This is a genomic window from Erwinia sp. ErVv1, from assembly GCF_900068895.1.
In the GTDB taxonomy this organism is placed as follows: domain Bacteria; phylum Pseudomonadota; class Gammaproteobacteria; order Enterobacterales; family Enterobacteriaceae; genus Erwinia.
Genome location: NZ_CDPK01000002.1, coordinates 253,066 through 275,746 on the forward strand (window position 1 = coordinate 253,066; position 22,681 = coordinate 275,746).

The following is a 22,681-nucleotide window of genomic DNA, read 5'->3' on the forward strand; positions in this document are numbered from 1 at the left end:
CTGGCTGGAAAGATCAGGCCTGAATTTAGTAGTTTTCTTCCGCCTGTTTGTGGAAAAGCTCACGAAATACCGGGTAAATATCCTCAGGTTCACGAATATGCTGAATGGCGAAGTTATCAAATCGGGCCTGCAGCTGCTCGTATTCGCGCCACAGGGTCTGGTGCGCACGTCGGGTTATTTCGATATAACTGTAGTAGCGCACGACCGGCAGAATGTTTTTGGCCAGGATTTCATGGCACAGGGGTGAATCGTCTGCCCAGTTGTCACCATCCGATGCCTGGGCGGCATAAATGTTCCACTGCGCAGGATCGTAGCGCTCTTTCACCACCTCATCCATCATCTTTAGCGCGCTGGAAACGATGGTTCCCCCGGTTTCCTGTGAGTAGAAGAACTCCTGTTCATCGACCTCTTTAGCCTGGGTATGATGACGTATATAGACCACGTCCACGTTTTTATAGGTACGGCTCAGGAACAGATAGAGCAGTATATAAAAGCGCTTGGCCATATCCTTCGTCGCCTGATCCATTGAACCGGAGACATCCATCAGGCAGAACATCACCGCCTGGCTGGAGGGTTCCGGACGTTTCTCGAAATTTTTAAAGCGGAGATCAAAAGTGTCAATAAAAGGCACCCGCTTAATACGCGCGCGCAGTTCGGCAATTTCATTGCGCAGGCGCTCCTCTTCCAGCAGTTGAGCAGGTTCAGAATGCTCAATCAGCTCCAGACTGGCTTCAAGCTCGCCGAGCATGCGACGCTTACCGGCGGTCATGGCCGTACGGCGCGCCAGCGAGTTTTGCAGCGAGCGCACGACGCTGATATTGGCGGGCACACCGTTGGACGTATAGCCCGCACGATGAACCTTGTATTCGTTAAGCTGGCGATGCTGATTTTTCTTCAGATTCGGCAGGGCCAAATCTTCAAACAGCAGGTCGAGGTACTCATCCTTTGAAATATTGAAAACAAAGTCATCCTCGCCCTCACCATCCTGACCCGCCTGGCCCTGACCGCTGCCACCGCTCCCGCCCCCCTGCGGGCGCTCAACGCGGTCATTCTGCACAAAGTGATCGTTACCCGGGTGCACGCGATGACGCTGGCCGCCCCGGCCCTGATGGAAAATAGGTTCGTTGATATCACCCACGGGAATGGAAACGGATTCGCCGCTATCAACGTCGGTTACCGAACGCTTATTGATGGCCTCGGAGATCGACTGTTTGATTTGCGACTTGTAGCGGCGTAAAAAGCGCTGGCGATTCACCGCGCTCTTATTTTTGCCGTTAAGACGCCGATCGATAAAATAGGCCATAGCTCCCCCAAACAATGTTGCAAGCTGGGCCGGATGATTCCGGCCCGATTAATGCACTCTGCTGCTATCAGGACGATTTTCTGACCCGCAAATACCATTCGCACAGCAGGCGAACCTGCTTACGGGTATAGCCTTTTTCCATCATTCGGTCGACAAAGTCGTCATGTTTTTTCTGCTCATCCGTGGACGTTTTGGCATTAAAGGAAATGACCGGCAGCAGCTCCTCGGTATTTGAGAACATCTTTTTCTCAATAACCGTGCGGAGTTTTTCATAGCTGGTCCAGTTTGGATTCCGGCCACTATTGTGCGCGCGGGCGCGCAGGACAAAGTTAACAATCTCGTTGCGGAAATCTTTTGGATTACTGATCCCGGCGGGTTTCTCGATTTTCTCCAGCTCAGCGTTTAATGACTCGCGGTCAAATAGCTGGCCGGTATCCGGATCGCGGTATTCCTGGTCCTGAATCCAGAAGTCTGCATAGGTCACGTAACGATCAAAAATGTTTTGACCATATTCAGAATAGGATTCCAGATAAGCTGTCTGGATCTCCTTACCGATAAACTCAGCGTATTTCGGGATCAGATAGCCTTTCAGGTGCTCAAGGTATTTCTCGGCAACATCCTGCGGGAACTGTTCACGTTCAATTTGCTGTTCCAGCACGTAGAAAAGATGTACCGGGTTCGCCGCCACTTCTGCGTGGTCAAAGTTAAACACGCGGGAGAGGATCTTAAAGGCGAAACGGGTCGAGAGACCGTTCATGCCTTCGTCGACGCCCGCGTAATCACGGTACTCCTGATAGGATTTAGCTTTAGGATCGGTATCCTTCAGGCTTTCCCCATCATAAACCCGCATTTTAGAGTGCGTGCTGGAGTTCTCTGGCTCTTTCAGGCGCGACAGGATACTGAATCTGGCCAGCGTCTCCAGCGTGCCGGGTGCGCAGGGAGCATGGCTCAGCTCACTGTGGTTCAGCAGCTTGTCATAAATTTTGATCTCTTCAGAGACGCGCAGGCAGTACGGCACTTTGACGATGTAAACGCGGTCAAGGAAGGCTTCATTATTCTTGTTATTACGGAAGGTCACCCACTCTGACTCATTCGAGTGCGCAAGAATAATGCCGTTGAACGGCAGGGCAGAGATACCCTCGGTGCCGTTATAGTTGCCCTCCTGGGTTGCCGTCAGCAGGGGATGCAGCACCTTGATCGGCGCTTTAAACATCTCGACGAACTCCATAATCCCCTGGTTTGCCCGACAGAGTGCACCGGAATAACCATACGCATCAGGGTCGTTCTGCGCGTGGTTCTCCAGCTTACGGATATCCACTTTACCGACCAGCGCGGAGATATCCTGATTGTTTTCGTCACCCGGCTCGGTTTTGGCAATGGCCAGCTGCTCAAGGATAGAAGGCCAAACCTTAACGACTCTGAAGCGGGAGATGTCGCCGCCGAATTCATGCAGGCGTTTTGCCGCCCACGGAGACATAATAGTGCCGAGATAGCGGCGCGGGACACCGTACTCTTTCTCAAGAATATGGGCATCCTCCTGCGGATTAAACAGGCAGAGTGGATGGTCGTTAACCGGGCTTCGTTCGCCATCGGCGCTTAGCACATAGATAGGCACGCGCTGCATCAGCGACTTAAGTCGCTCGGCCAGTGAGGATTTACCGCCGCCTACCGGACCCAGCAGGTAGAGGATCTGTTTCTTCTCTTCCAGCCCCTGCGCGGCATGTTTCAGGTAAGAGACGATCTGTTCAATCGCTTCTTCCATGCCATAAAATTCTTCAAAAGCGGGGTAGCGCGCAACGACACGGTTAGAAAACAGTCGGGAAAGGCGTGGCTCCAGGGCAGTATCCACCATTACCGGCTCACCAATAGCCATTAACAGTCGTTCTGCCGCGTTGGCGTATGCACTGCGATCCTGCCGACAAACGGTCAGGAACTCCTGCAGAGTGAACTCTTCGTCCTTGGCAGCTTCATAACGCTGACGATAGTGATCGAATATATTCATAGCGATGCCCGTCCTTTCATTTTTAGCACAGGAACCAGGAGCCTAAGTGTGGTTAGCCCCTGAAGGAACTGATGAATGAGTACAGCAACCCTTATGCCAACCAGACATTTTTTTATCGGGATACACAAATCCTGGGGTCACTCTGCTCATTAAAACTTAACGTTATCTATTAAAGCGTAGTTGGCATTCGTAAAATGTCCTGATGCCGCAAAGCTTTTCAATGATATTTCAATAACAAAGTTATAATCCAACTTAGCGACAACCTGAACTGGTGCGGTCTGTCGGGAATTTGTAAATTAGCCGCAGCAATTGATTCATGCGGATTCATGGCAAAAATTGATTCTGAGTGCTACAGGTTGTATTAGGATTTTAACTTACGCGGCAGAGATTGTTAAACTACCGTACTCGATTGTTATATTTATGGAACGAATTAATTGTGAACTATTTCAAAGTTAGCGCTGTGGCAGTCATTTTATCCTCATCTCTGGCAGCATCCCTTGCTCAGGCCAACCCCTTAACCCTCGGTGCCTCTGTCATCTACAGTCAGAGCCCGTATAAAGGGGGGCAGAACCGCTATTACCCTTTACCAATTATCAATTATGAAGGTGACAGCTTCTACGTTCGCAGCTTTCAGGCCGGGTATTATCTTTGGAATGACAAACAGGACCAGCTATCGCTGACCGTGCTGGGATCACCGGAAAATTTCAAAACCAGCGACACCGATAATAAGCAGCTGAAAAAACTGGATAACCGCCATATGACCGCGATGGGCGGGCTTGCGTATCGTCACACCAGTGACTGGGGCATCGTACGCACCGTGGTCGCGGGCGATCTGCTGGATAACAGTAATGGCATTATCTGGGATCTGGCCTATCTTTATCGCTTCCAGATTGGCGATCTGAGCCTGACGCCGGGTATTGGTGCGCTGTACAGCAGTGAAAATCAAAATGACTACTACTATGGCGTCTCCAAACGCGAGTCGCGCCGTAGCGGACTTAGCAGCTATGACGCAGACGATAGCTGGAGCCCCTATCTGGAGCTGACCGCCGCATATGCGATTAATCAGAGCTGGAACGCATCGCTTTCAGGCCGCTATACCCGTCTGAGCAGCGAAGTGAAAGACAGCCCAATGGTCGACAATAACGCTCAGGTCATGCTGTGGACGGGCGTTAGCTACACGTTCTGATCGCCTGTTATCGCATCAAAAAAGGGCGCTCTGCGCCCTTTTGCATGATAGTCACCCCCAAAAGAGTGCAGGAGGAATGCATGAGCTCATCCGTAAACTTTTCAAAAGAGATAACCTTGCCTTCCATCGGCCAGGGAAGCTGGTATATGGGGGAAAATAGCGGCCAGCGTAAATCAGAGGTCGCTGCCCTGCAGCACGGACTCGAACTGGGTCTTAGCGTAATCGACACGGCTGAAATGTACGCAGACGGCGGAGCAGAGGAAGTGGTCGGCGAAGCATTGCAGGGAAGAAGGGACAAGGCCTGGCTGGTCTCAAAAGTTTATCCCTGGAACGCCGGGGCCGGGAGTGCCATTGAAGCCTGCGATCGCAGCCTGCGTCGCCTGAAAACGGATTATCTCGACCTCTATCTTCTTCACTGGCCTGGAAGCATCCCGCTGGAGGAAACCATCACCGCCATGCAGCAACTCCAGCAGGCGGGTAAAATCCGGCACTGGGGCGTATCCAATTTCGATAAGAGTGATCTACAGGACCTGCTGGCAGAAGAAGGGGGATCGGGCTGCGCGGCTAACCAGGTGCTTTACCACCTGGCCTCGCGCGGAATTGAGTACGATCTTCTGCCTGCGTGCCAGCAGCGCGGCATTCCGGTGATGGCTTACTGCCCGCTGGCGCAGGCGGGGCGTCTGCGTCACGATTTGATGAATAACGGCGTGATGGCGGAGATTGCACAGCAAAAGCGCATCAGTGTAGCCCAGCTGCTGCTGGCCTGGGTTATTCGCCAGCAGGGCGTCATGGCTATTCCCAAAGCAGGATCGGTGCAACACGTTGACGAGAATGCGGCTGCGTTGAAGGTGGTGCTGAACAGGGAGGAGCTGGCGCTGATGGACCAGGCCTTTCCACCGCCCACCGGGAAGGTCGCGCTCGACGTCGTCTAAGCCGAGCCAGCGCAGGGTCGCGCCTGGCGGCATTCAAACCCGATCGGGTGGCAAGGTAAGGCAGTAAGGGATTAAAGCCTGGTCAGGCGGTAACTTTTTTACCGCCTCACTGCGTATCGTCAGGCGTTTTTACGCACTTTAATGGTGGTAGCCAGCCGGGATGGGCTCTCGCCCGAACTCTTCATTGCGGATGAGATACGCGCTGTTTCCACGCACACCATCGTTTTATAACCCTCATTGGCCATGTCTCCCATACTGCATGACAGTGCAGGGCCAGGGTTCCACGTGACAACGTCACTATGGTGGTGGTGGTAGACTTCGATGGTACGCTGACCGACAGTATCGGTGATAACGCTACAGTCTTCAGGTTGGGTATACACGCGATCGACCCGATCGGGGTAGGTTTGCCTGCCGGATGCAGAGTTTCCCTCAGCCCCGTCACTGACCTTATCAATATAGGGGTGGCCAAGCCCACTCACTTCAACACCGGCGATGTCGGCAACGTTAAAGTAGCTGTGCAGCGCGGCCGTTGCCTCAAAGTCTCCGTGTGCCTCCAGTTCAATTTCAAGGCGATCGCTGAAGCGGAAGCGCGCAATCAGTGTGAAATCATGCGGCCAGAGCTTTTTCGTGCGCTCGTCACTTTCCAGCACGAAGGTCAGCATCACGCTCTCTTCATTCTCATCGTGTGCTGACAGCGTCCAGGGCAGACTACGGGCAAAGCCATGTGCGGGTTCACCTGCCGGACCAAACCACGGCCAGCAGACAGGCACGCCGCCCCGGATGGCTTTCCCTGCGGTAAAGGCTGTCTTCTCGCTCAGCCAGATAACGGGCTTTTCACTACCAGGCTGCCAGGCAATCAGATGCGCGCCCTGTAAGGTGATGGCCGCCCTGACTTTTGGATGAACAATGGTTAAAAGGGGCAGGTCACCTATTTTTCTCTGCGAAATATAGGGGGTGATCTGGTCAGTAACCGCCAGGGAAAAGAGTTTTTCGCTCATGAGGAAACCTTTTTCAAGCCGATAAAAAAAGGGCGACCGGAGTCGCCCTGATTAGTCTTTCAACTGCTTATTTAGCAATGTGAGAGATCAGATCCAGAACTTTGTTTGAATAGCCCGTTTCGTTGTCATACCAGGCAACCAGTTTGACGAAGGTGTCGCTCAGGGCGATACCTGCTTTGGCATCAAATACAGAAGTCAGAACTTCGCCGTTGAAATCGGTAGAAACCACGTCATCTTCGGTGTAGCCCAGAACGCCTTTCAGTTCGCCTTCAGAAGCCGCTTTGATTGCATCACAAATTTCTTTGTAAGAGGCAGGCTTAGCCAGACGAGCAGTCAGGTCAACCACGGAGACGTTTGGCGTAGGGACGCGGAAAGACATACCGGTCAGTTTGCCGTTCAGCTCAGGGATCACTTTACCTACGGCTTTTGCTGCGCCGGTAGAAGAAGGGATGATGTTCTGAGATGCGCCACGACCGCCACGCCAGTCTTTGTGAGACGGGCCATCAACGGTTTTCTGGGTTGCAGTGGTTGCATGCACGGTGGTCATCAGTGCTTCAACGATGCCGAACTTGTCGTTGATCACTTTTGCCAGCGGTGCCAGGCAGTTAGTGGTGCAGGATGCGTTAGAAACGATGTCCTGGCCGTCGTAAGACTTGTGGTTCACGCCCATAACGAACATTGGGGTGTTGTCTTTAGAAGGACCGGTCAGTACGACTTTCTTCGCGCCAGCCTGAATGTGCTTACGTGCGGTTTCGTCGGTCAGGAAGATACCGGTTGCTTCAGCAACAACGTCAACGTCGATTTCGCCCCATTTCAGGTTAGCTGGATCTCTTTCAGCGGTAACACGAATGGTTTTGCCGTTAACAACCAGGTGGCCGTCTTTGACTTCTACAGTACCGTCGAAACGGCCATGGGTAGAGTCGTACTTCAGCATGTAAGCCATGTACTCGGCGTCCAGCAGATCGTTGATTGCAACGATTTCTACATCAGAACGCTGCTGAGCAGCACGGAAAACGATGCGACCGATACGGCCAAAACCATTGATACCTACTTTGATAGTCATATATTCCACCAGCTATTGGTTAGTGAATAAAAGGTTGGCTGTAAAATTACAAAAACCTTACCAGGCGTCAAGCGGAATCGCTTCAATTGTTGCGACAAATCAAACCAGCGAGCAGGAATAATTTATCTGAAAGCATGATTCGCGGCACCCGTTAGAACCTAATCTTGGGCCTTCCTGCACGAATATAAAGGGGCAGGGGTATCAAAGAGTGATCTGAATCACATAATCGTCTGCTTTTACTTTCAGATATCTCTGTAAGCGAAAAAATCCCCTGACGTTGTTATGTATTTGTTAGAATGATAGACATTATCCAGAACACACCGCCAGAGAGTATCGATATGGCTAACAAACATCTGAACCCAGAAACCGATTTGAACGAAGTACAGCGTTATGTGACCCAGGAGCGCGGTACCGAGAGACCCTTTACCGGCAAGCTGCTGCATAACAAAGGTGAAGGGCTGTATCACTGCCTGGTGTGCAATTCGCCGCTGTTCCTGTCGGAAACCAAGTACGACTCCGGCTGCGGCTGGCCCAGTTTTTACCAGCCCGTCAGCGATGATGCTATTCGTTATATTGAAGATGACACTCACGGTATGCAGCGTATCGAAATTCGCTGCGGCAGCTGTGATGCCCACCTGGGGCACGTATTTCCGGATGGTCCTCAGCCTACGGGCGAGCGCTACTGCGTCAATTCCGCTTCGTTAAGCTTTTCTGACGAAGAAGGCAACAACATTAAAGGATAGCGGCAATGGTGTTGGATGAGATGATTAATGCCATGACGCCGGATGTTTACCAGCGTCTGCTGACTGCCGTTGAAACGGGTAAATGGGCCGACGGCGTCGCGCTGACGGATGCGCAGAAAGAGAACAGCCTGCAGCTGGTGATGATGTGGCAGGCGAAATATAATGAGCAGCCGCAGCATATGAGCATTGGCAAGGGTGGCGAGATGGTGACAAAAAGCAAAAGAGAGCTTAAGGAAGCGTTTGGCATCGTGGATGACAACGTCACCCGCATTAAGCTGCAATAAATTATTCCTGGAGGAATAAATGTCGCTGGTTCACGCCACGATCCCCGGTTAAATCCCGGCAGCAGGTTTTACCGGAGCGTTCCTTCCGCCCCCTCAGCATTGATAAGCAGCGCGCCGCTGGCCGCCATTTCCGCCAGCGCCCGCTCACCGTCACCCGCTTCCAGATTCACACCCCGACACCCTGCGACAATCACGCTGACGCGATAGCCCAGCCTTAGCGCGTCCAGCACGCTATATTTCACGCAGTAATCGGTCGCCAGGCCCATCACCGTTAGCGCCGTCACCCCCTGCGATTTTAACCAGCTGTCCAGGCCGGTCTGGCTGCGCTGGCCATTGTCAAAAAAGGCGCTGTAACTATCTGTGCGGGGATCCGTTCCCTTATAGATCTGCTTGACGAGCACGCTGCGATTAAGCTCAGGGTGCAGCTCTGCCCCCTTACTCCCCTGAACGCAGTGATCGGGCCACCAGACCTGGGGCAGCCCATCCAGCTCCCCCATGGTCCAGGGCACTTCTCCGGCATTTGAGGCGAAGCTGCCGTGGTGATGCGGGTGCCAGTCGAGCGTGGCGACCACCGGCTGACCACGCTGGTGAAAACGCATCGCAACCTGATTTGCTACGGCGATAACCGCATCACCTTCCTCCACGGCCAGCGCGCCGCCGGGACAAAAGTCATTCTGTAAATCAATCAATAACAGTGCCTGCTGCGTTTTCATTATGGTTCCTTATTTCTCGTCTGGCGTCAGTTCGCCGCGCAGATTAACCTGCATCAGCTGACGTACCCTGTCGCTCGAAAGGCCCTGTGACAGTAAAAAATGGAGCTTGGTCAGCGTCGCCTCGACGGTCAGATCGTAACCGCTGATCACCCCTGCAAGCGCCAGCGCGTTGCCGGTGGCATAACCGCCCATATTGACCTTACCGGACATACACTGAGTCAGGTTGATAACCACTATCCCGCGCGAGGAAGCCTCCTTAAGCTCCTTCAGGAAGGCAGGGTTTTGGGGGGCATTACCTACACCGTACGAGCGCAGAATCAGCGCCTTTACCGGCTGCAGGAGAAAATTACTGACCACATCGGCTGAGATACCGGGATATATCGTCACCACGCCAACCGGCTGCGGGGTAATCGGATGCACGATCAGCTCACCCTCGCCGTGGGGAGCTGGCGGGGTGTTTAGGCGGCGGATATGAATACCGGCTTCAAGCAGCGGGGCCAGATTGGGTGAGGCGAACGCATTGAAACCGTCGGCATGTGCCTTGGTCGTGCGGTTACCGCGATAAAGCGTATTGTTAAAAAACAAAGATACTTCATTTATCGGGAAGTTCGCCGCCACAAAGAGTGCATTCAACAGATTCTGTTGTCCGTCGGAGCGGAGTTCCTCAAGCGGAATCTGTGACCCTGTCACAATTACCGGCTTGGCGAGATTTTCCAACATAAAAGAGAGCGCAGACGCGGTGAAGGCCATGGTATCGGTGCCGTGCAGGATCACAAAGCCGTCATAGCGATGGTAGTTCTGACGAATATCCTCGGCGATGATTTGCCAGTCCTGCGGGGTCATATCCGATGAGTCAATCAGTGGCTGATACTCATGGATGGTAAAGTCAGGCATTTCGGCGCGATGAAACTCGGGCATATTTGCCAGCTGGGTCTGCAGATGCCCAGACACCGGAATATAGCCCTGGGAAGAACGCTGCATGCCTATGGTTCCACCCGTATAGGCCACGTAGATAGATTTCTTTTGCATGTATAAGCTCTGGCCTGTCGTACAGGCGCATGACAGGAATAGGGGTAAAGGCAGCCCGACGTGATGCCGGGCTGCCACCGGGTTATTTCACCTGACCACAGGTCAGGCAGATGGCATAGCGATTTTGCGGATCGTTAAGGTTATCAAACAGGCCGGGCTGATCCCTCATTGCCGCCATGGTGTCCATAACCGGCGCGGGCAGCCACACCTTCAGGACATCAGGCAGCGCGGCGCGAATTGAGACATCCATCTGACTGAACAGCATATCAAGCATGCCCGGATCGTCCTGATACCAGTTTAGCTGGGGCTGTTTCAGCTTAGCCAGCTCGGCCGCTTTGGCAACGGCATCGTCAAAGTCGCCCAGCGCGTCAACCAGTCCGTTTGCTTTGGCATCGCTGCCCGTCCAGACGTGACCCTGAGCGATCTGGTCGATCTGCTCCGGGGTTTTATTACGGGCCTGCGCCACCAGATTAAGGAAGTTTTTATAGCCGTTCTCAATGCTCAACTGCATCATCTGCTGAACTTCAGGCGGGAGCGCCTTAGTGGTGGCCACATCGGCCAGCGGCGAGGTAGACACGCCATCCGTATGAACGCCAATCGCACCGAGTGAGTTTTCGACGGTATTAATCACGCCGAAAATCCCAATCGAGCCGGTCAGGGTGTTCGGACTGGCNCCCCCCACGGTGCCCGCCGTCTCGTCGCCATCCATGATCGCACCGTTAGCCATAATCACCGCGATATTGCCGTCGGCTGACTGCTGATCTTTGACCTGATAGTCGTAGATGCTGGTGCCGTTGAAATCTTTTGCTTCTTTATCCCAGCCGAAAACTTTCGTCAGCTGCTGATCAACCGCTGAGCGCGAGGCTAACTCATCCACCAGCCGGGCATTTTTGGCGTATTCAGCCGTGTCGCCGCCGGTTTTCTGTAGTGCATCGAGCAGGCCCTGCGCACCCGGGAAAACCTGATCCGGGGTGATCTGACGGTTGGCCGCCAGGGTATTGAGATAGTTTTGCCACAGTTCGCCCATCCAGCGGCTGTCCGCCTCGCGCGCTGCCGGAGACATATCATCCCGCAGGAACGGCTCAACGGCCGACTTGTAGGTCCCCACGCGGAAGACGTGTGATGAGACCTTCAGGTTATCCAGCAGTGACTTATAGTAGAGTCCGTTAGTGGCAAAACCGTGGATATCCACCGTACCCTGTGGGGAGAGATAAATTTTATTGGCGAAGCTGGCAAGGTAGTACTGTGCCTGACTGTAGCTGTCACCGGTGGCGTAAATCTGTTTACCGCTGTCGCGAAACTCGCGCAGGGCCTTACCCATATACTGGAGCGAGGGCTGATCGGCACCGGCGAAATCGCGCAGATCGAGCACCATGCCAGTAATATTGGCATCGCCTTTCGCCTGGCGGATGGCATCCACTACGTCAAACAGCGAATTCTCCTTCAGGCGGTTGCTATTGGTACCCAGCAGCTGGCGACCAAGTTTGCTGAGCTTATTGCTGACGGAGGGCTTATCGACCACCGTGCCGCTCAGATCAACAATCAGTGCGCCTTTAGGGGATTGTTCCGGCGTGGCAGGGCGGCTGAACTGAACGTAAACTCCAATACAGATCAGAATCAATACCACCAGAAACAGATTGAGAATGAACTCACGGACGAAATTCAGCAGTCGCCAGGTCCATTTAAAAAAACCAGCGATTGCTCGCCACAAAGTGCGCATATTATCTCCATAATCGCGGTAAAAAAGCCCGTTTCACCGGGTGCAATAGCGCACGAACGGCGAAACCGGAGCAGGTTGGTGACATCCTAATTAGCCAGGGCGCTATTGTCAGCAGGAAAAAGCGCCATGCTGTAACAAATCATCATCCTGTGCTAGTTTCTGCTAAATCAGAATCATTATCAGGAGAAATTTATGGATGCGCTGGATTTAGTGGTTAACCGTCGTTCTGCCTCGCGGCTCAGTGAACCGGCGCCTGCGGGTGAAGCCCTGGAGAATATCCTTCGTGCCGGTATGCGCGCGCCCGACCACGGCACGCTCCAGCCGTGGCGCTTTAGCATTATCGAAGGCGCAGGACGCGAGCGCTTCAGCCAGCTGCTGGAAACGACGGCCCGTCAGGATGATATGGATTTAAAGGCCATTGAAAAGGCAAAACAGTCCCCGTTTCGCGCGCCGATGATCATCACCGTTGTAGCGCGCTGCGAAGACCATCCGAAGGTCCCGCGCTGGGAGCAGGTGGTTTCCGCAGGCTGTGCGGTGATGGCAATGCAGATGGCCGCGCTGGCGCAGGGGTTTAACGGCGTCTGGCGTACCGGTGCCTGGACTGAGCATCAGGCGGTGCGCGAGGCGTTTGGCTGCCGCGAGCAGGATAGCCTGGTGGGTTTTCTGTACCTTGGTACGCCCCAGCTCAAATCTTCCACTACCGTTCTTCCGCCCGACACCGCGCCATTTGTCAGTTATTTCTGAGTGACAGCGGGTCACAATCCCTGCAGGCTTGTGACCCGCTCTGCAATTTGTCGCGATAATAAGCAAACGGAGCGGCAATTATGCGCCCGGACTTACCACGCTTAGCCTGACAGGTTACCATTGCGGGCCATGATACCCGCGCCCGCGTCGCGGGTCAGTTGAGGTGCACGCCACAGGGCGACACCGGGTGAACTGATGCCGCGGTACGCCGTGCGTTCAGTAACAGAAATTGTAAGTTAAGCAGGATGTCATTTCGCATGCGTTTGTTTATTGCCGAAAAACCCAGCCTTGCCCGCGCGATAGCGGATGTATTACCTAAGCCGCACCGCCGGGGCGAGGGCTACATTGCCTGCGGACCGGATAATATGGTGACGTGGTGCGTCGGGCACCTGCTGGAACAGGCGCAGCCGGACAGCTATAACAGCCGCTATGCGCGCTGGTCGCTGGCCGATCTGCCGATTGTCCCGGAAAAATGGCAGCTACAGCCGCGGCCTTCGGTAGCAAAACAGCTCAATGTGATCAAGACGCTGCTGGAACAGGCGACTGAAGTGATCCACGCCGGGGACCCGGACAGGGAAGGGCAGCTGCTGGTGGACGAGGTGCTGGATTATCTGGCGCTGCCGGCAGGCAAGCGCGAAAAGGTGCAGCGCTGCCTGATTAACGATCTCAACCCCCAGGCGGTTGAACGGGCGGTGGGGCGGCTGCGTGAAAATCGCGAATTTATCCCGCTGTGCGTCTCTGCGCTGGCGCGGGCGCGGGCCGACTGGCTTTACGGCATTAATATGACCCGTGCCTACACGCTGCTGGGGCGCAATGCAGGCTATGACGGCCTGCTGTCCGTAGGTCGGGTACAAACGCCGGTTTTGGGGCTGGTGGTACGGCGGGATGAAGATATCGAAGGCTTCGTTCCAAAAGATTTTTACGAAGTTAAGGCGCATATCGTCACGCCCGCTGATGAGCGATTTGTCGCGCTATGGCAGCCCAGCGATGCCTGCGAATCCTGGCAGGATGAGGAGGGGCGTTTGCTGCATCGCCCGCTGGCAGACCATGTGGTGGCGCGTATTGGCGGTCAGCCTGCCCACGTCACCAGCTATAACGACAGGCGGGAAAACGACACGGCGCCGCTGCCTTTTTCTCTTTCCACGCTGCAAATCGAGGCGGCGAAGCGCTTCGGCCTTAGCGCGCAGACCGTGCTTGATACCTGCCAGAAGCTTTACGAAACCCATAAGCTGATCACCTACCCTCGTTCGGACAGCCGTTACCTGCCGGATGAGCACTTTGCCGGGCGTCATGCCGTTCTTAACGCGATAGGTGTACACCAGCCCGATCTGCAAACGCCTGCCGATTTTGACAGCGACCGCAAGAACCGCTGCTGGGACGATAAAAAAGTGGATGCGCACCATGCAATTATCCCGACGGCACGCGGCGGCACCCTGCGCCTGAGTGAAAATGAAAGCAGTATCTACCGGCTGATCGCCACCCAGTATCTGATGCAGTTTTGTCCCGATGCCGTCTACCGCAAATGCGTGATTGAACTTGATATCAACGGCGGGAAATTTATGGCTAAGGCCCGATTTCTGGCCGAAGCGGGCTGGCGTGCGCTGCTCGGCAGTAAAGAACGGGATGAGGAAAATGACGGCACGCCGCTACCGGTGGTGGCAAAAGGGGATGAGCTCCTCTGCGAGCGCGGAGAAGTGGTGGCGAAGCAGACACAGCCGCCCAGACCCTTTACCGATGCCACGCTGCTCTCAGCGATGACCGGTATTGCGCGCTTCGTCCAGGATAAAGATCTAAAGAAAGTGCTGCGTGCGACCGATGGTTTAGGGACAGAGGCTACGCGCGCCGGGATTATTGAGTTGCTCTTCAAACGGGCTTTTTTGTTTAAAAAAGGGCGCTATATTCATGCCAGTCCCGCCGGGCGGGCGCTGATCCACTCGCTGCCAGAGATGGCAGCCAGACCGGATATGACCGCCCAGTGGGAGTCCACGCTGACTAAAATCAGTGAAAAGCAGTGCCGCTATCAGGATTTTATGATGCCGCTGGTAGAGACGCTGCATAATCTGATCTCGCAGGCCCGGCAGCAGCCCGCCGCGCATGCATTCCGTGGCCTTCCTGCGGCAGAAAATCGTAAAAAACCGGCGCGTCGCAGGGCGTCCAAAGCGAAGGAAACTGAGTAATGAGAAAAAATGCCGTAGTGATGCTGTTTGCTGCGCTGCTGTTAAGCGGTCAGGCAGCGGCAACCAGTCAGAGCCTGCACGTTGGCGGCGGGCAGGGCAGTGACGTGAGCAGTGGATACGGGTCAGGCGGCTATGTGCCCGCAGGCAGAAACAATACCGGCGTGGTGGTAGATATGCCGCCAGAGGCGTGGACGCAGGGGCAAAACAGCAATCAGCCGCCGTGTCTGCGCTGCTGTACCTGGGAGAATCGCAGCTATACCGAAGGATCGGTGGTGAAAATGGAAGGGATACTTTTGCAGTGCCGCCGCGACGAACGCTCGGTTGGCACTAACAACCTGACCTGGCAAACGCTACATCAGAATTAACGATTAACCGGGCATTCGCCCGGTCAGATTAACGGACTAATCAAAACTAAACTGCGCCCAGACCGGCGCATGGTCGGAGGGTTTTTCCATTCCGCGAATGTCATAGTCAATACCGGTTGCGACGCAGCGTTCGGCCAGTGGCCTGCTGGCCAGCAGCAAATCGATACGCAGACCGCGATTATCGTCAAAGCCTTTTGAGCGGTAATCGAACCACGAGAAGCGATCGCTGACCTCAGCGTTCTGCGCCCGCCAGGTATCCACCAGGCCCCAGCCCATCAGCCTGTCCATCCACTCCCGCTCTTCAGGCAGAAAAGAACACTTGCCGGTGCGCAGCCAGCGCTTACGGCTATCTTCCCCGATGCCGATATCGGTATCGGCGGAACTGATATTCATATCACCCATAATCAGTACCTGATTCGCGGGCTTTTGCTCCGTCTCAAGGAAATTCTGCAGGTCGCGATAGAATTTTTCCTTCGCCGGGAATTTGGTGGGGTGGTCACGACTCTCCCCCTGCGGGAAATAGCCGTTGATCACCAAAATATTTCCTGCCGGACTGGGGATCTCGGCCATGATCAGGCGGCGCTGGGCGTCTTCTTCATCTCCCGGGAAACCACGTCTGACGGTGAGAGGCTCGGCTTTCGTCAGCAGGGCGACGCCGTAGTGACCTTTTTGCCCATGATAAAAGACGTGGTAGCCGTGGCTGGCGACCTCATCAAGCGGAAACATATCATCGTGAACCTTGGTTTCCTGCAGGCCGATGACGTCAGGCTGATGCTGCTCAATAATGGCGGCTAGCTGGTGAGGACGGGCGCGCAGCCCATTGATATTAAAAGAAACAAATTTCATGGCGGAGGCCGTCTTTACGAAGGAATAAGCCCGGATGGTAGCAGAGTCTGGCGGTATATGTCATCCGTCATGCTCAGCCTGCGCCCGGTCATCTGCTTATCTACATGGCTCCACCTGCATCGCTATCAGCAACCGCTATTAAGGTGTAGGTGAAACTGCGGCTAAAGTGCGGCATATGTGAAGGTAAAGGTGTANAATGGTGGTGGGGGAAGGATTCGAACCTTCGAAGTCGATGACGGCAGATTTACAGTCTGCTCCCTTTGGCCGCTCGGGAACCCCACCAGGGGAAGCGTATTACAGTATCAAATCTGAAACTTCTCATCCTTTACCTTGCGGTGCTGGGATGGCCTGAAAAGCGCTAACAATACGGCTGGTGCGAATGGTGGTGGGGGAAGGATTCGAACCTTCGAAGTCGATGACGGCAGATTTACAGTCTGCTCCCTTTGGCCGCTCGGGAACCCCACCACTGGCCTTGCTCGCTCTGTTCACTCAAGCGGGGCGCATCATATCAGATGAAATACGGGTGTAAACCCCGCGCGCCCCGAATATCAATCGTTTGCCGCTTTTTTGCCCTGACTGCTGCATTGTCAGTCAAAAAAGCCTTTTATGCCATGACAGACCAGGGCATTACAGGATAATCGTGCGGTTGCCATAAACGAAAACGCGCTGGGCAAGCACCTGATAAAGCGCGCGACTCAACGCATTTTTTTCAACGTCGCGGCCGGCACGCATCATATCCTCGGCCGTATAATTATGATCTACGTGGATCACTTCCTGGATAATGATAGGACCTTCATCCAGATTGTCATTCACGTAGTGCGCCGTGGCGCCAATAATTTTGACGCCGCGTTCATAAGCCTGGTGATAAGGGCGGGCTCCGATAAAAGCAGGCAGAAACGAGTGGTGGATATTGATGATTCGATTGGGGTAGCGCTGAACAAATGCTGGCGTCAGTACGCGCATATATTTTGCCAGCACCACGTAATCGGGCTGAAAGCGATCAATTTCCGCAGCCATATTGTTATCGTGCTGGTCGCGGGTCAGACCTTCGTGGCTCTGGAAAATAAACGGAATATCAAAGCGCTCGACCAGCGTGCGCAGGGTTTCATGGTTGCCAATGACTGCTGCGATCTCAACATCCAGTCCGCCGTAGGCGCTTTTCATCAGCAGATCGCCCAGGCAGTGCGCTTCCCTGGTCACCAGGATAACGATGCGGCGACGTCCGGCTGAATTCAGCTCACGTATCGAACCCTCTGGCAGCGCGCTGTCTAAATCGGCCAGCAGCGTTGCGTCATTGAAAATGCCTTCCAGCTCGGTACGCATAAAGAAACGCCCGGTACGGTGATCGACGAACTCATTGTTCTGCACAATGTTCAGCTCGTGCTTGTAGCAAATGTTGGTGATTTTTGCGATCAGCCCTTTGGCATCCGGGCAGATTGTTCTTAAAACTTTTCGTTGCAGTGTTTGCGGGTGCATTGCGATGGGGGTCCTGTCGAAACAATTCTTGTGTTAATGGCGAACGCTACTGGCCGCAGCATTTCTTAAATTTTTTACCTGAGCCGCAGGGGCAGCGGTCATTTCGTCCCGTTTCAGGGAATGTTCCGTCGATATAGTACCAGCGTTGTTCCTCACGAAGAAAGCGTGAACGTTCACTTATAAAGCTATGACGCTGATTTTCAGAGAATCTGGCAAAAAATGTAACAAACCCTTCAGAAGAATCCCGTGGTTTTTTTGCTTCAATAATATGTAAACTTAACCACCGGGTAGTGGCAAAGCTCGCTTCAAGCGCCGGGCGAAAGCTCTCTGCGCCGCAGGAAGGGTGCCAGGTCGCGATCAAATAATCCGCGTTTTGCATCGCATAAGCGGTATAGCGCGAACGCATCAGCGTTTCAGGCGTTGGGGCTATTGCCATATCGTTTAGATAGGGGTGGCAACATAGGCTATACTCCAATCCGCTACAGCAGGGGCAAGGGTCTGACACATTGACTCCGATAGAAAAATTAAGATGCTGATTTAAAACCAGGGCACCATGGTAACCGAGCAGCAGGGATGATGCTATTTGTAACTCAAGTCAACGCCAGAGGTGGGATGAGAAAGGTTAAAATCGGACTGGCGCTAGGTTCAGGCGCTGCCAAAGGATGGGCTCATATAGGCGTTATACATGCGCTGGAAAGGGCAGGTATAAAAATCGATGTCGTTGCGGGCTGTTCCGTCGGCGCGCTGGTGGGCGCGGCTTATGCCAGCCATCGGCTGCCGCTGATGGAGACCTGGGTGCGGTCGTTCAGCTACTGGGATGTTATCCGTCTGATGGATTTCTCATGGCGTCGGGGTGGGTTGCTCAGAGGCGAACGCGTCTTCAATCACGTCAGGCGGCTGGTTCATCACGACAAAATCGAACAGTGCGCCCTGCCTTTTGGCGCGGTCGCAACGAATCTTAGCACCGGCCGTGAGCTATGGCTTACTGAAGGCGATCTGCACCAGGCCGTTCGAGCCTCCTGCAGCATGCCGGGTCTGCTTGCGCCCGTTAGCTGGAATGGTTACTGGCTGGTGGATGGCGCGGTCGTCAACCCGGTGCCCATCTCTCTGACCCGTGCGCTGGGGGCGGATATCGTCATCGCCGTTGACCTGCAGCATGACGCGCATCTGATGCAGCAGGATCTGCTGTCCGTTACGCCCAGAAATGAAGAGGAGGCCAGCCAGTCGGTCCATAGCTGGGGAGGAAGGCTGCGACAAAGTCTGGCGAAAAAAGTGCAGCGCAAGGTTAACCAAAGCCCAGGCGCGATGGAAATAATGACCACATCTATCCAGGTGTTGGAAAATCGCCTTAAGCGAAACCGCATGGCTGGCGATCCACCGGATATACTGATACAACCCTTTTGCCCGCAAATCTCCACGCTGGACTTCCACCGCGCGGAAGAGGCAATTGAAGCCGGCAGGCTGGCCGTTGAGAAAAAAATGGATGAATTACTTCCCCTGGCCCACCAGAATGCGCTGCCGGATGTTTGAATGAGAATACGAAAGGTAATTCTGACGGGCACGGATGTTGATTATGAGCCACTATTGAGTTATCTGCTGTGTGAGGGGGGATAATGGACAAACCATTAACGGGAAAACAGATTCTGATTGTTGAAGACGAGGTCGTTTTCCGCTCTCTGTTGGACAATTTTCTTACTGCGCTTGGCGCAACAAACATACTGGCAGATGATGGCCTGCAGGCGCTGGAAAAAATGAACCAGCTAACCCCCGACCTGGTTATCTGCGATCTTGCCATGCCCAGAATGAACGGGCTTAAACTGGTAGAACATCTGCGCAGTAAGGGCAGTGCAGTGCCTATTCTGGTTATCTCCGCCACCGAAAACATGGCGGATATCGCGCGCGTACTCCGTCTTGGCGTGCAGGACGTGCTGCTGAAGCCGCTTAAAGACCTGGACCGCCTGCGGGAGGCGGTTTACGAATGTCTCTATCCCTCTATGTTTACTTCGAAAGTTGAAGAGGACGAACAGCTGTTTCAGGACTGGGATGCGCTGGTGCGCGACCCACAGGCCGCTGCCAAACTGCTCAAGCAGCTACAGCCGCCGGTGCAGCAGGTTATCGCCAACTGCCGTATTAATTACCGCCAGCTGACGATGGCCGAGCAGCCGGGTCTGGTCCTGGATGTGGCAGCCCTGTCGGAAAAAGATTTGGCTTTCTACTGTCTTGACGTCACGCGCGCCGGGGATAACGGCGTATTAGCGGCGCTTCTGCTGCGGGCGTTATTCAATGGGCTACTCCAGGATCAATTATCGGGCCAGGCTCCGCGTCTGCCTGAATTAAACGGCCTGCTAAAACAGGTTAATCTGCTGCTTCGGCAGGCCAATCTAAAGGGACAATTTCCTTTACTGGTTGGTTACTATCATCAGGGTTTAAAAAATCTGATTTTAGTCTCCGCAGGTTTAAACGCCACGCTCAACGTTAATACCCATCAAATTCAGCTGAGTAATGGTATTCCCCTTGGCACGCTGGGTAGTACGCATCTTAACCAAATAAGTCAGCGGTGTGACACATGGCAGTGCCAGGTATGGGGCGCGGGCGGCAGACTGCGTCTGATGTTGACGACGGAATAACCGTTTAAGGGATTATTTTGCGCCGTGCGGGATTAGCAGGGCCAAAAATTGGCTTTACACTTGGGTAATAATCTTAATTTGCGCTGAAATGGTTTAACCAGGATAAATCCACCCGTATACAACTGGTATACTCATCTCGTTTTTAAACTCGACATATCAAGTAATAACTTGAACGGCCTAAAGAGAGGTACTTTGATGTCTGCCTATAAGTCTAAAGTAAAAAAAGCGGTAATCCCTGTAGCAGGTTTGGGTACGCGTATGCTGCCAGCAACCAAAGCAATTCCGAAAGAGATGTTGCCGCTGGTTGATAAGCCGTTAATTCAGTATGTCGTTAATGAGTGTATCGCAGCTGGAATCACAGAGATTGTGCTGGTGACGCACTCCTCTAAAAACTCGATTGAAAACCATTTCGATACCAGCTTTGAGCTGGAAGCTATGCTGGAAAAACGCGTTAAGCGCCAGCTGCTGGAAGAGATCCAGTCTATCTGCCCTCCACACGTCACCATTATGCAGGTGCGTCAGGGTCTGGCGAAGGGTCTGGGCCATGCGGTCATGTGTGCCTATCCGGTTGTCGGTAATGAGCCTGTGGCCGTTATTCTGCCGGACGTGATCATTGACGAATACGAATCAGATTTGGCGAAGGATAACCTGGCCGATATGATGCGTCGCTTTGATGAAACGGGCCACAGCCAGATCATGGTTGAGCCAGTGGCAGACGTAACCGCCTACGGCGTTGTTGACTGCCAGGGTGCAGAGCTTAGCGCGGGTGAAAGTGCGCCTATGGTTGGCGTCGTTGAGAAACCAAAAGCGGATAAAGCACCGTCTAATCTGGCCGTTGTGGGTCGTTATGTGCTGTCTGCGGATATCTGGCCTCTGCTGGCTAAAACCCCTCCGGGTGCAGGCGACGAAATTCAGCTTACCGACTCCATTGCCATGCTGATGGATAAAGAGACGGTTGAAGCCTATCACCTGAAAGGCATTAGCCATGACTGTGGTAACAAACTGGGCTATATGCAGGCTTTCGTAGAATACGGCGTACGTCATAATACGCTGGGCAGCGACTTTAAAGAGTGGCTTGAAAGCACTGTTGGCAATAAAAAATAAGTTTAATTTCTAACCGGGACAATTCAATGAAAGTCACCGTATTTGGTATCGGCTATGTTGGTCTGGTTCAGGCTGCGGTTCTGGCCGAAGTCGGACATGACGTTCTTTGCATCGATGTCGACGAAAATAAAGTCGAAAATCTGAAGAAAGGGATCATTCCAATATTTGAGCCAGGCCTGACGCCGCTGGTTATGCAGAACTATGAGGCAGGTCGCCTTAAGTTCACCACTAACGCGGAAGAGGGCGTTAACCACGGCGTTATGCAGTTTATTGCCGTGGGTACACCACCGGATGAAGACGGCTCTGCCGATCTGAAATACGTTACTGCCGTGGCGCGCACCATCGCGCAGCATATGAATGGCCACAAAGTGGTGATTGATAAGTCAACAGTGCCCGTGGGTACCGCTGACAGAGTGCGTGCAGTAATGGAAGAAACGCTGAAAACCCGTGGTGCTGAGATCGCGTTTGACGTGGTATCTAACCCGGAATTTCTGAAGGAAGGTGCTGCGGTAAACGACTGCATGCGTCCTGAGCGTATCGTGGTGGGTACGGATAATGATGAGGTGGTGGAACTGCTGCGCGAGCTTTATGAGCCGTTCAACCGTAACCATGATCGCATGATCCTGATGGATATCCGTAGCGCTGAGCTGACCAAGTATGCGGCTAACTGCATGCTGGCCACCAAAATCAGCTTTATGAACGAAATTTCCAACCTGGCAGAGCGTTTGGGTGCAGACGTAGAGAAAGTTCGTCAGGGCATTGGTTCAGATTCCCGCATTGGCTACTCGTTTATTTACCCAGGCTGCGGTTATGGCGGTTCGTGCTTCCCGAAAGACGTTCAGGCCCTGATCAGAACCGCAGAGCAGATTGGTTATAAGCCGCGCCTGCTACAGGCGGTAGAAGACGTGAATGACTCGCAGAAAACCAAGCTGCCAGCCTTTATCAAGCGTCATTTCGGTGAGAACCTGGAGGGTAAAACCTTCGCGCTTTGGGGCCTGTCCTTTAAGCCTAACACCGACGATATGCGTGAGGCTTCCAGCCGCGTGCTGATGGAATCTCTCTGGCAGGCGGGTGCATCCGTGCAGGCGTTTGACCCGGAAGCGATGGACGAAGCGCAGCGTATTTATGGCCACCGCAGCGACCTTAAGCTGATGGGAACCAAAGAAGCGGCCCTGCAGGGTGCTGACGGTCTGGTTATCTGTACCGAATGGCAGAGCTTCCGCGCGCCAGATTTCGATGTTATCAAAAATGCTCTTAAAGAAGCGGTGATTTTTGATGGTCGTAACCTGTATGATCCTGAAAGAGTCAGCAAGCGCGGATTTGTTTATTATGCAATCGGCCGCGGTGCTTCAATACAAATTGCATAATT

General features: G+C 53.7%; 21 protein-coding genes and 2 tRNA genes. 11 read left to right on the plus strand and 12 right to left on the minus strand.

The genetic code is table 11. The features are described 5' to 3' along the window. Positions 1–25: 25 nt before the first annotated feature. Positions 26–1,303 carry a YeaH/YhbH family protein gene (locus tag A1830_RS02655; RefSeq protein WP_067701340.1) on the minus strand — a complete coding sequence of 426 codons (1,278 nt, stop codon included), beginning with the start codon at positions 1,301–1,303 and terminating at the stop codon, positions 26–28. Between the two features lie 67 nt (positions 1,304–1,370). Beyond that, a complete protein-coding gene (gene yeaG, locus A1830_RS02660; protein WP_067701343.1) occupies positions 1,371–3,305 on the minus strand; it encodes a protein kinase YeaG in 1,935 nt (644 codons plus the stop codon). Between the two features lie 436 nt (positions 3,306–3,741). On the opposite strand from yeaG, the gene A1830_RS02665 reads away from it, so the two are divergent. Beyond that, entirely contained in the window at positions 3,742–4,491 is a 750-nt protein-coding gene (locus A1830_RS02665) for a MipA/OmpV family protein (protein WP_067701347.1), read from the plus strand. Between the two features lie 80 nt (positions 4,492–4,571). Beyond that, positions 4,572–5,423 carry an aldo/keto reductase gene (locus tag A1830_RS02670; protein ID WP_067701351.1) on the plus strand — a complete coding sequence of 284 codons (852 nt, stop codon included), beginning with the start codon at positions 4,572–4,574 and terminating at the stop codon, positions 5,421–5,423. Positions 5,424–5,542: 119 nt separating this feature from the next. Here A1830_RS02670 and A1830_RS02675 read toward each other — a convergent pair whose 3' ends face one another. Beyond that, positions 5,543–6,421: a D-hexose-6-phosphate mutarotase gene (locus A1830_RS02675; protein ID WP_067701353.1), complete on the minus strand. Its 879-nt coding sequence runs from the start codon at positions 6,419–6,421 to the stop codon at positions 5,543–5,545. Between the two features lie 67 nt (positions 6,422–6,488). Next, positions 6,489–7,484, minus strand: a complete 996-nt coding sequence (gene gapA, locus A1830_RS02680) for a glyceraldehyde-3-phosphate dehydrogenase (RefSeq protein ID WP_067701356.1) — start codon at positions 7,482–7,484, stop codon at positions 6,489–6,491. A 338-nt stretch (positions 7,485–7,822) separates the two neighbouring features. On the opposite strand from gapA, the gene msrB reads away from it, so the two are divergent. Next, a complete protein-coding gene (msrB, locus tag A1830_RS02685) occupies positions 7,823–8,227 on the plus strand; it encodes a peptide-methionine (R)-S-oxide reductase MsrB (protein WP_067701359.1) in 405 nt (134 codons plus the stop codon). 5 nt (positions 8,228–8,232) lie between these two features. Beyond that, positions 8,233–8,511, plus strand: coding sequence for a YeaC family protein (locus A1830_RS02690; RefSeq protein WP_067701362.1), 279 nt, complete (start codon positions 8,233–8,235; stop codon positions 8,509–8,511). A gap of 68 nt (positions 8,512–8,579) precedes the next feature. On the opposite strand, the gene pncA is transcribed toward A1830_RS02690, so the two are convergent. The 3 genes from pncA to sppA all read right to left on the minus strand — a co-directional run bounded on the left by pncA (position 8,580) and on the right by sppA (position 11,973). After that, complete coding sequence (pncA, locus tag A1830_RS02695) at positions 8,580–9,224, minus strand: bifunctional nicotinamidase/pyrazinamidase (protein ID WP_067701365.1); 645 nt, start codon at positions 9,222–9,224, stop codon at positions 8,580–8,582. A 9-nt stretch (positions 9,225–9,233) separates the two neighbouring features. Next, complete coding sequence (ansA, locus tag A1830_RS02700) at positions 9,234–10,253, minus strand: asparaginase (protein WP_067701368.1); 1,020 nt, start codon at positions 10,251–10,253, stop codon at positions 9,234–9,236. Between the two features lie 82 nt (positions 10,254–10,335). After that, entirely contained in the window at positions 10,336–11,973 is a 1,638-nt protein-coding gene (sppA, locus tag A1830_RS02705) for a signal peptide peptidase SppA (protein ID WP_067701371.1), read from the minus strand. A 192-nt stretch (positions 11,974–12,165) separates the two neighbouring features. On the opposite strand from sppA, the gene A1830_RS02710 reads away from it, so the two are divergent. The 3 genes from A1830_RS02710 (at position 12,166) to A1830_RS02720 (ending at position 15,259) form a co-directional block, all read left to right on the plus strand. Next, on the plus strand, positions 12,166–12,717 hold the full coding sequence (locus A1830_RS02710; protein WP_067701374.1) for an NAD(P)H nitroreductase: 552 nt from the start codon (positions 12,166–12,168) through the stop codon (positions 12,715–12,717). Positions 12,718–12,974: 257 nt separating this feature from the next. Continuing rightward, a complete protein-coding gene (locus A1830_RS02715) occupies positions 12,975–14,894 on the plus strand; it encodes a DNA topoisomerase III (protein ID WP_067701377.1) in 1,920 nt (639 codons plus the stop codon). Next, positions 14,894–15,259, plus strand: coding sequence for a DUF1496 domain-containing protein (locus A1830_RS02720; RefSeq protein WP_067701380.1), 366 nt, complete (start codon positions 14,894–14,896; stop codon positions 15,257–15,259). The genes A1830_RS02715 and A1830_RS02720 overlap by 1 nt, the downstream gene beginning before the upstream one ends. 36 nt (positions 15,260–15,295) lie before the next feature. Here A1830_RS02720 and xthA read toward each other — a convergent pair whose 3' ends face one another. From xthA to A1830_RS02745, 5 genes are all read right to left on the minus strand, one after another. After that, a complete protein-coding gene (xthA, locus tag A1830_RS02725) occupies positions 15,296–16,105 on the minus strand; it encodes an exodeoxyribonuclease III (protein ID WP_067701383.1) in 810 nt (269 codons plus the stop codon). Between the two features lie 197 nt (positions 16,106–16,302). Next, positions 16,303–16,387, minus strand: a tRNA-Tyr gene (locus A1830_RS02730). 98 nt (positions 16,388–16,485) lie between these two features. After that, a tRNA-Tyr gene (locus A1830_RS02735) sits at positions 16,486–16,570 on the minus strand. A 162-nt stretch (positions 16,571–16,732) separates the two neighbouring features. Next, a complete protein-coding gene (purU, locus tag A1830_RS02740) occupies positions 16,733–17,581 on the minus strand; it encodes a formyltetrahydrofolate deformylase (protein ID WP_067701387.1) in 849 nt (282 codons plus the stop codon). A gap of 46 nt (positions 17,582–17,627) precedes the next feature. Then, a complete protein-coding gene (locus A1830_RS02745) occupies positions 17,628–18,086 on the minus strand; it encodes a YchJ family protein (protein WP_067701390.1) in 459 nt (152 codons plus the stop codon). Positions 18,087–18,193: 107 nt separating this feature from the next. Between A1830_RS02745 and rssA the strand changes: the two genes are divergently transcribed. From rssA to A1830_RS02765, 4 genes are all read left to right on the plus strand, one after another. Continuing rightward, a complete protein-coding gene (gene rssA, locus A1830_RS02750; RefSeq protein ID WP_067701392.1) occupies positions 18,194–19,111 on the plus strand; it encodes a patatin-like phospholipase RssA in 918 nt (305 codons plus the stop codon). 83 nt (positions 19,112–19,194) lie between these two features. Beyond that, the gene (gene rssB / locus A1830_RS02755) at positions 19,195–20,208 is read left to right on the plus strand and encodes a two-component system response regulator RssB (protein WP_067701395.1); all 1,014 of its coding nucleotides are present in this window, start codon (positions 19,195–19,197) and stop codon (positions 20,206–20,208) included. Positions 20,209–20,403: 195 nt separating this feature from the next. Then, positions 20,404–21,312: a UTP--glucose-1-phosphate uridylyltransferase GalU gene (galU, locus tag A1830_RS02760; protein WP_067701398.1), complete on the plus strand. Its 909-nt coding sequence runs from the start codon at positions 20,404–20,406 to the stop codon at positions 21,310–21,312. A gap of 26 nt (positions 21,313–21,338) precedes the next feature. Continuing rightward, positions 21,339–22,679, plus strand: a complete 1,341-nt coding sequence (locus A1830_RS02765; protein WP_067701401.1) for a UDP-glucose dehydrogenase family protein — start codon at positions 21,339–21,341, stop codon at positions 22,677–22,679. The last annotated feature ends 2 nt before the right edge of the window (positions 22,680–22,681 follow it).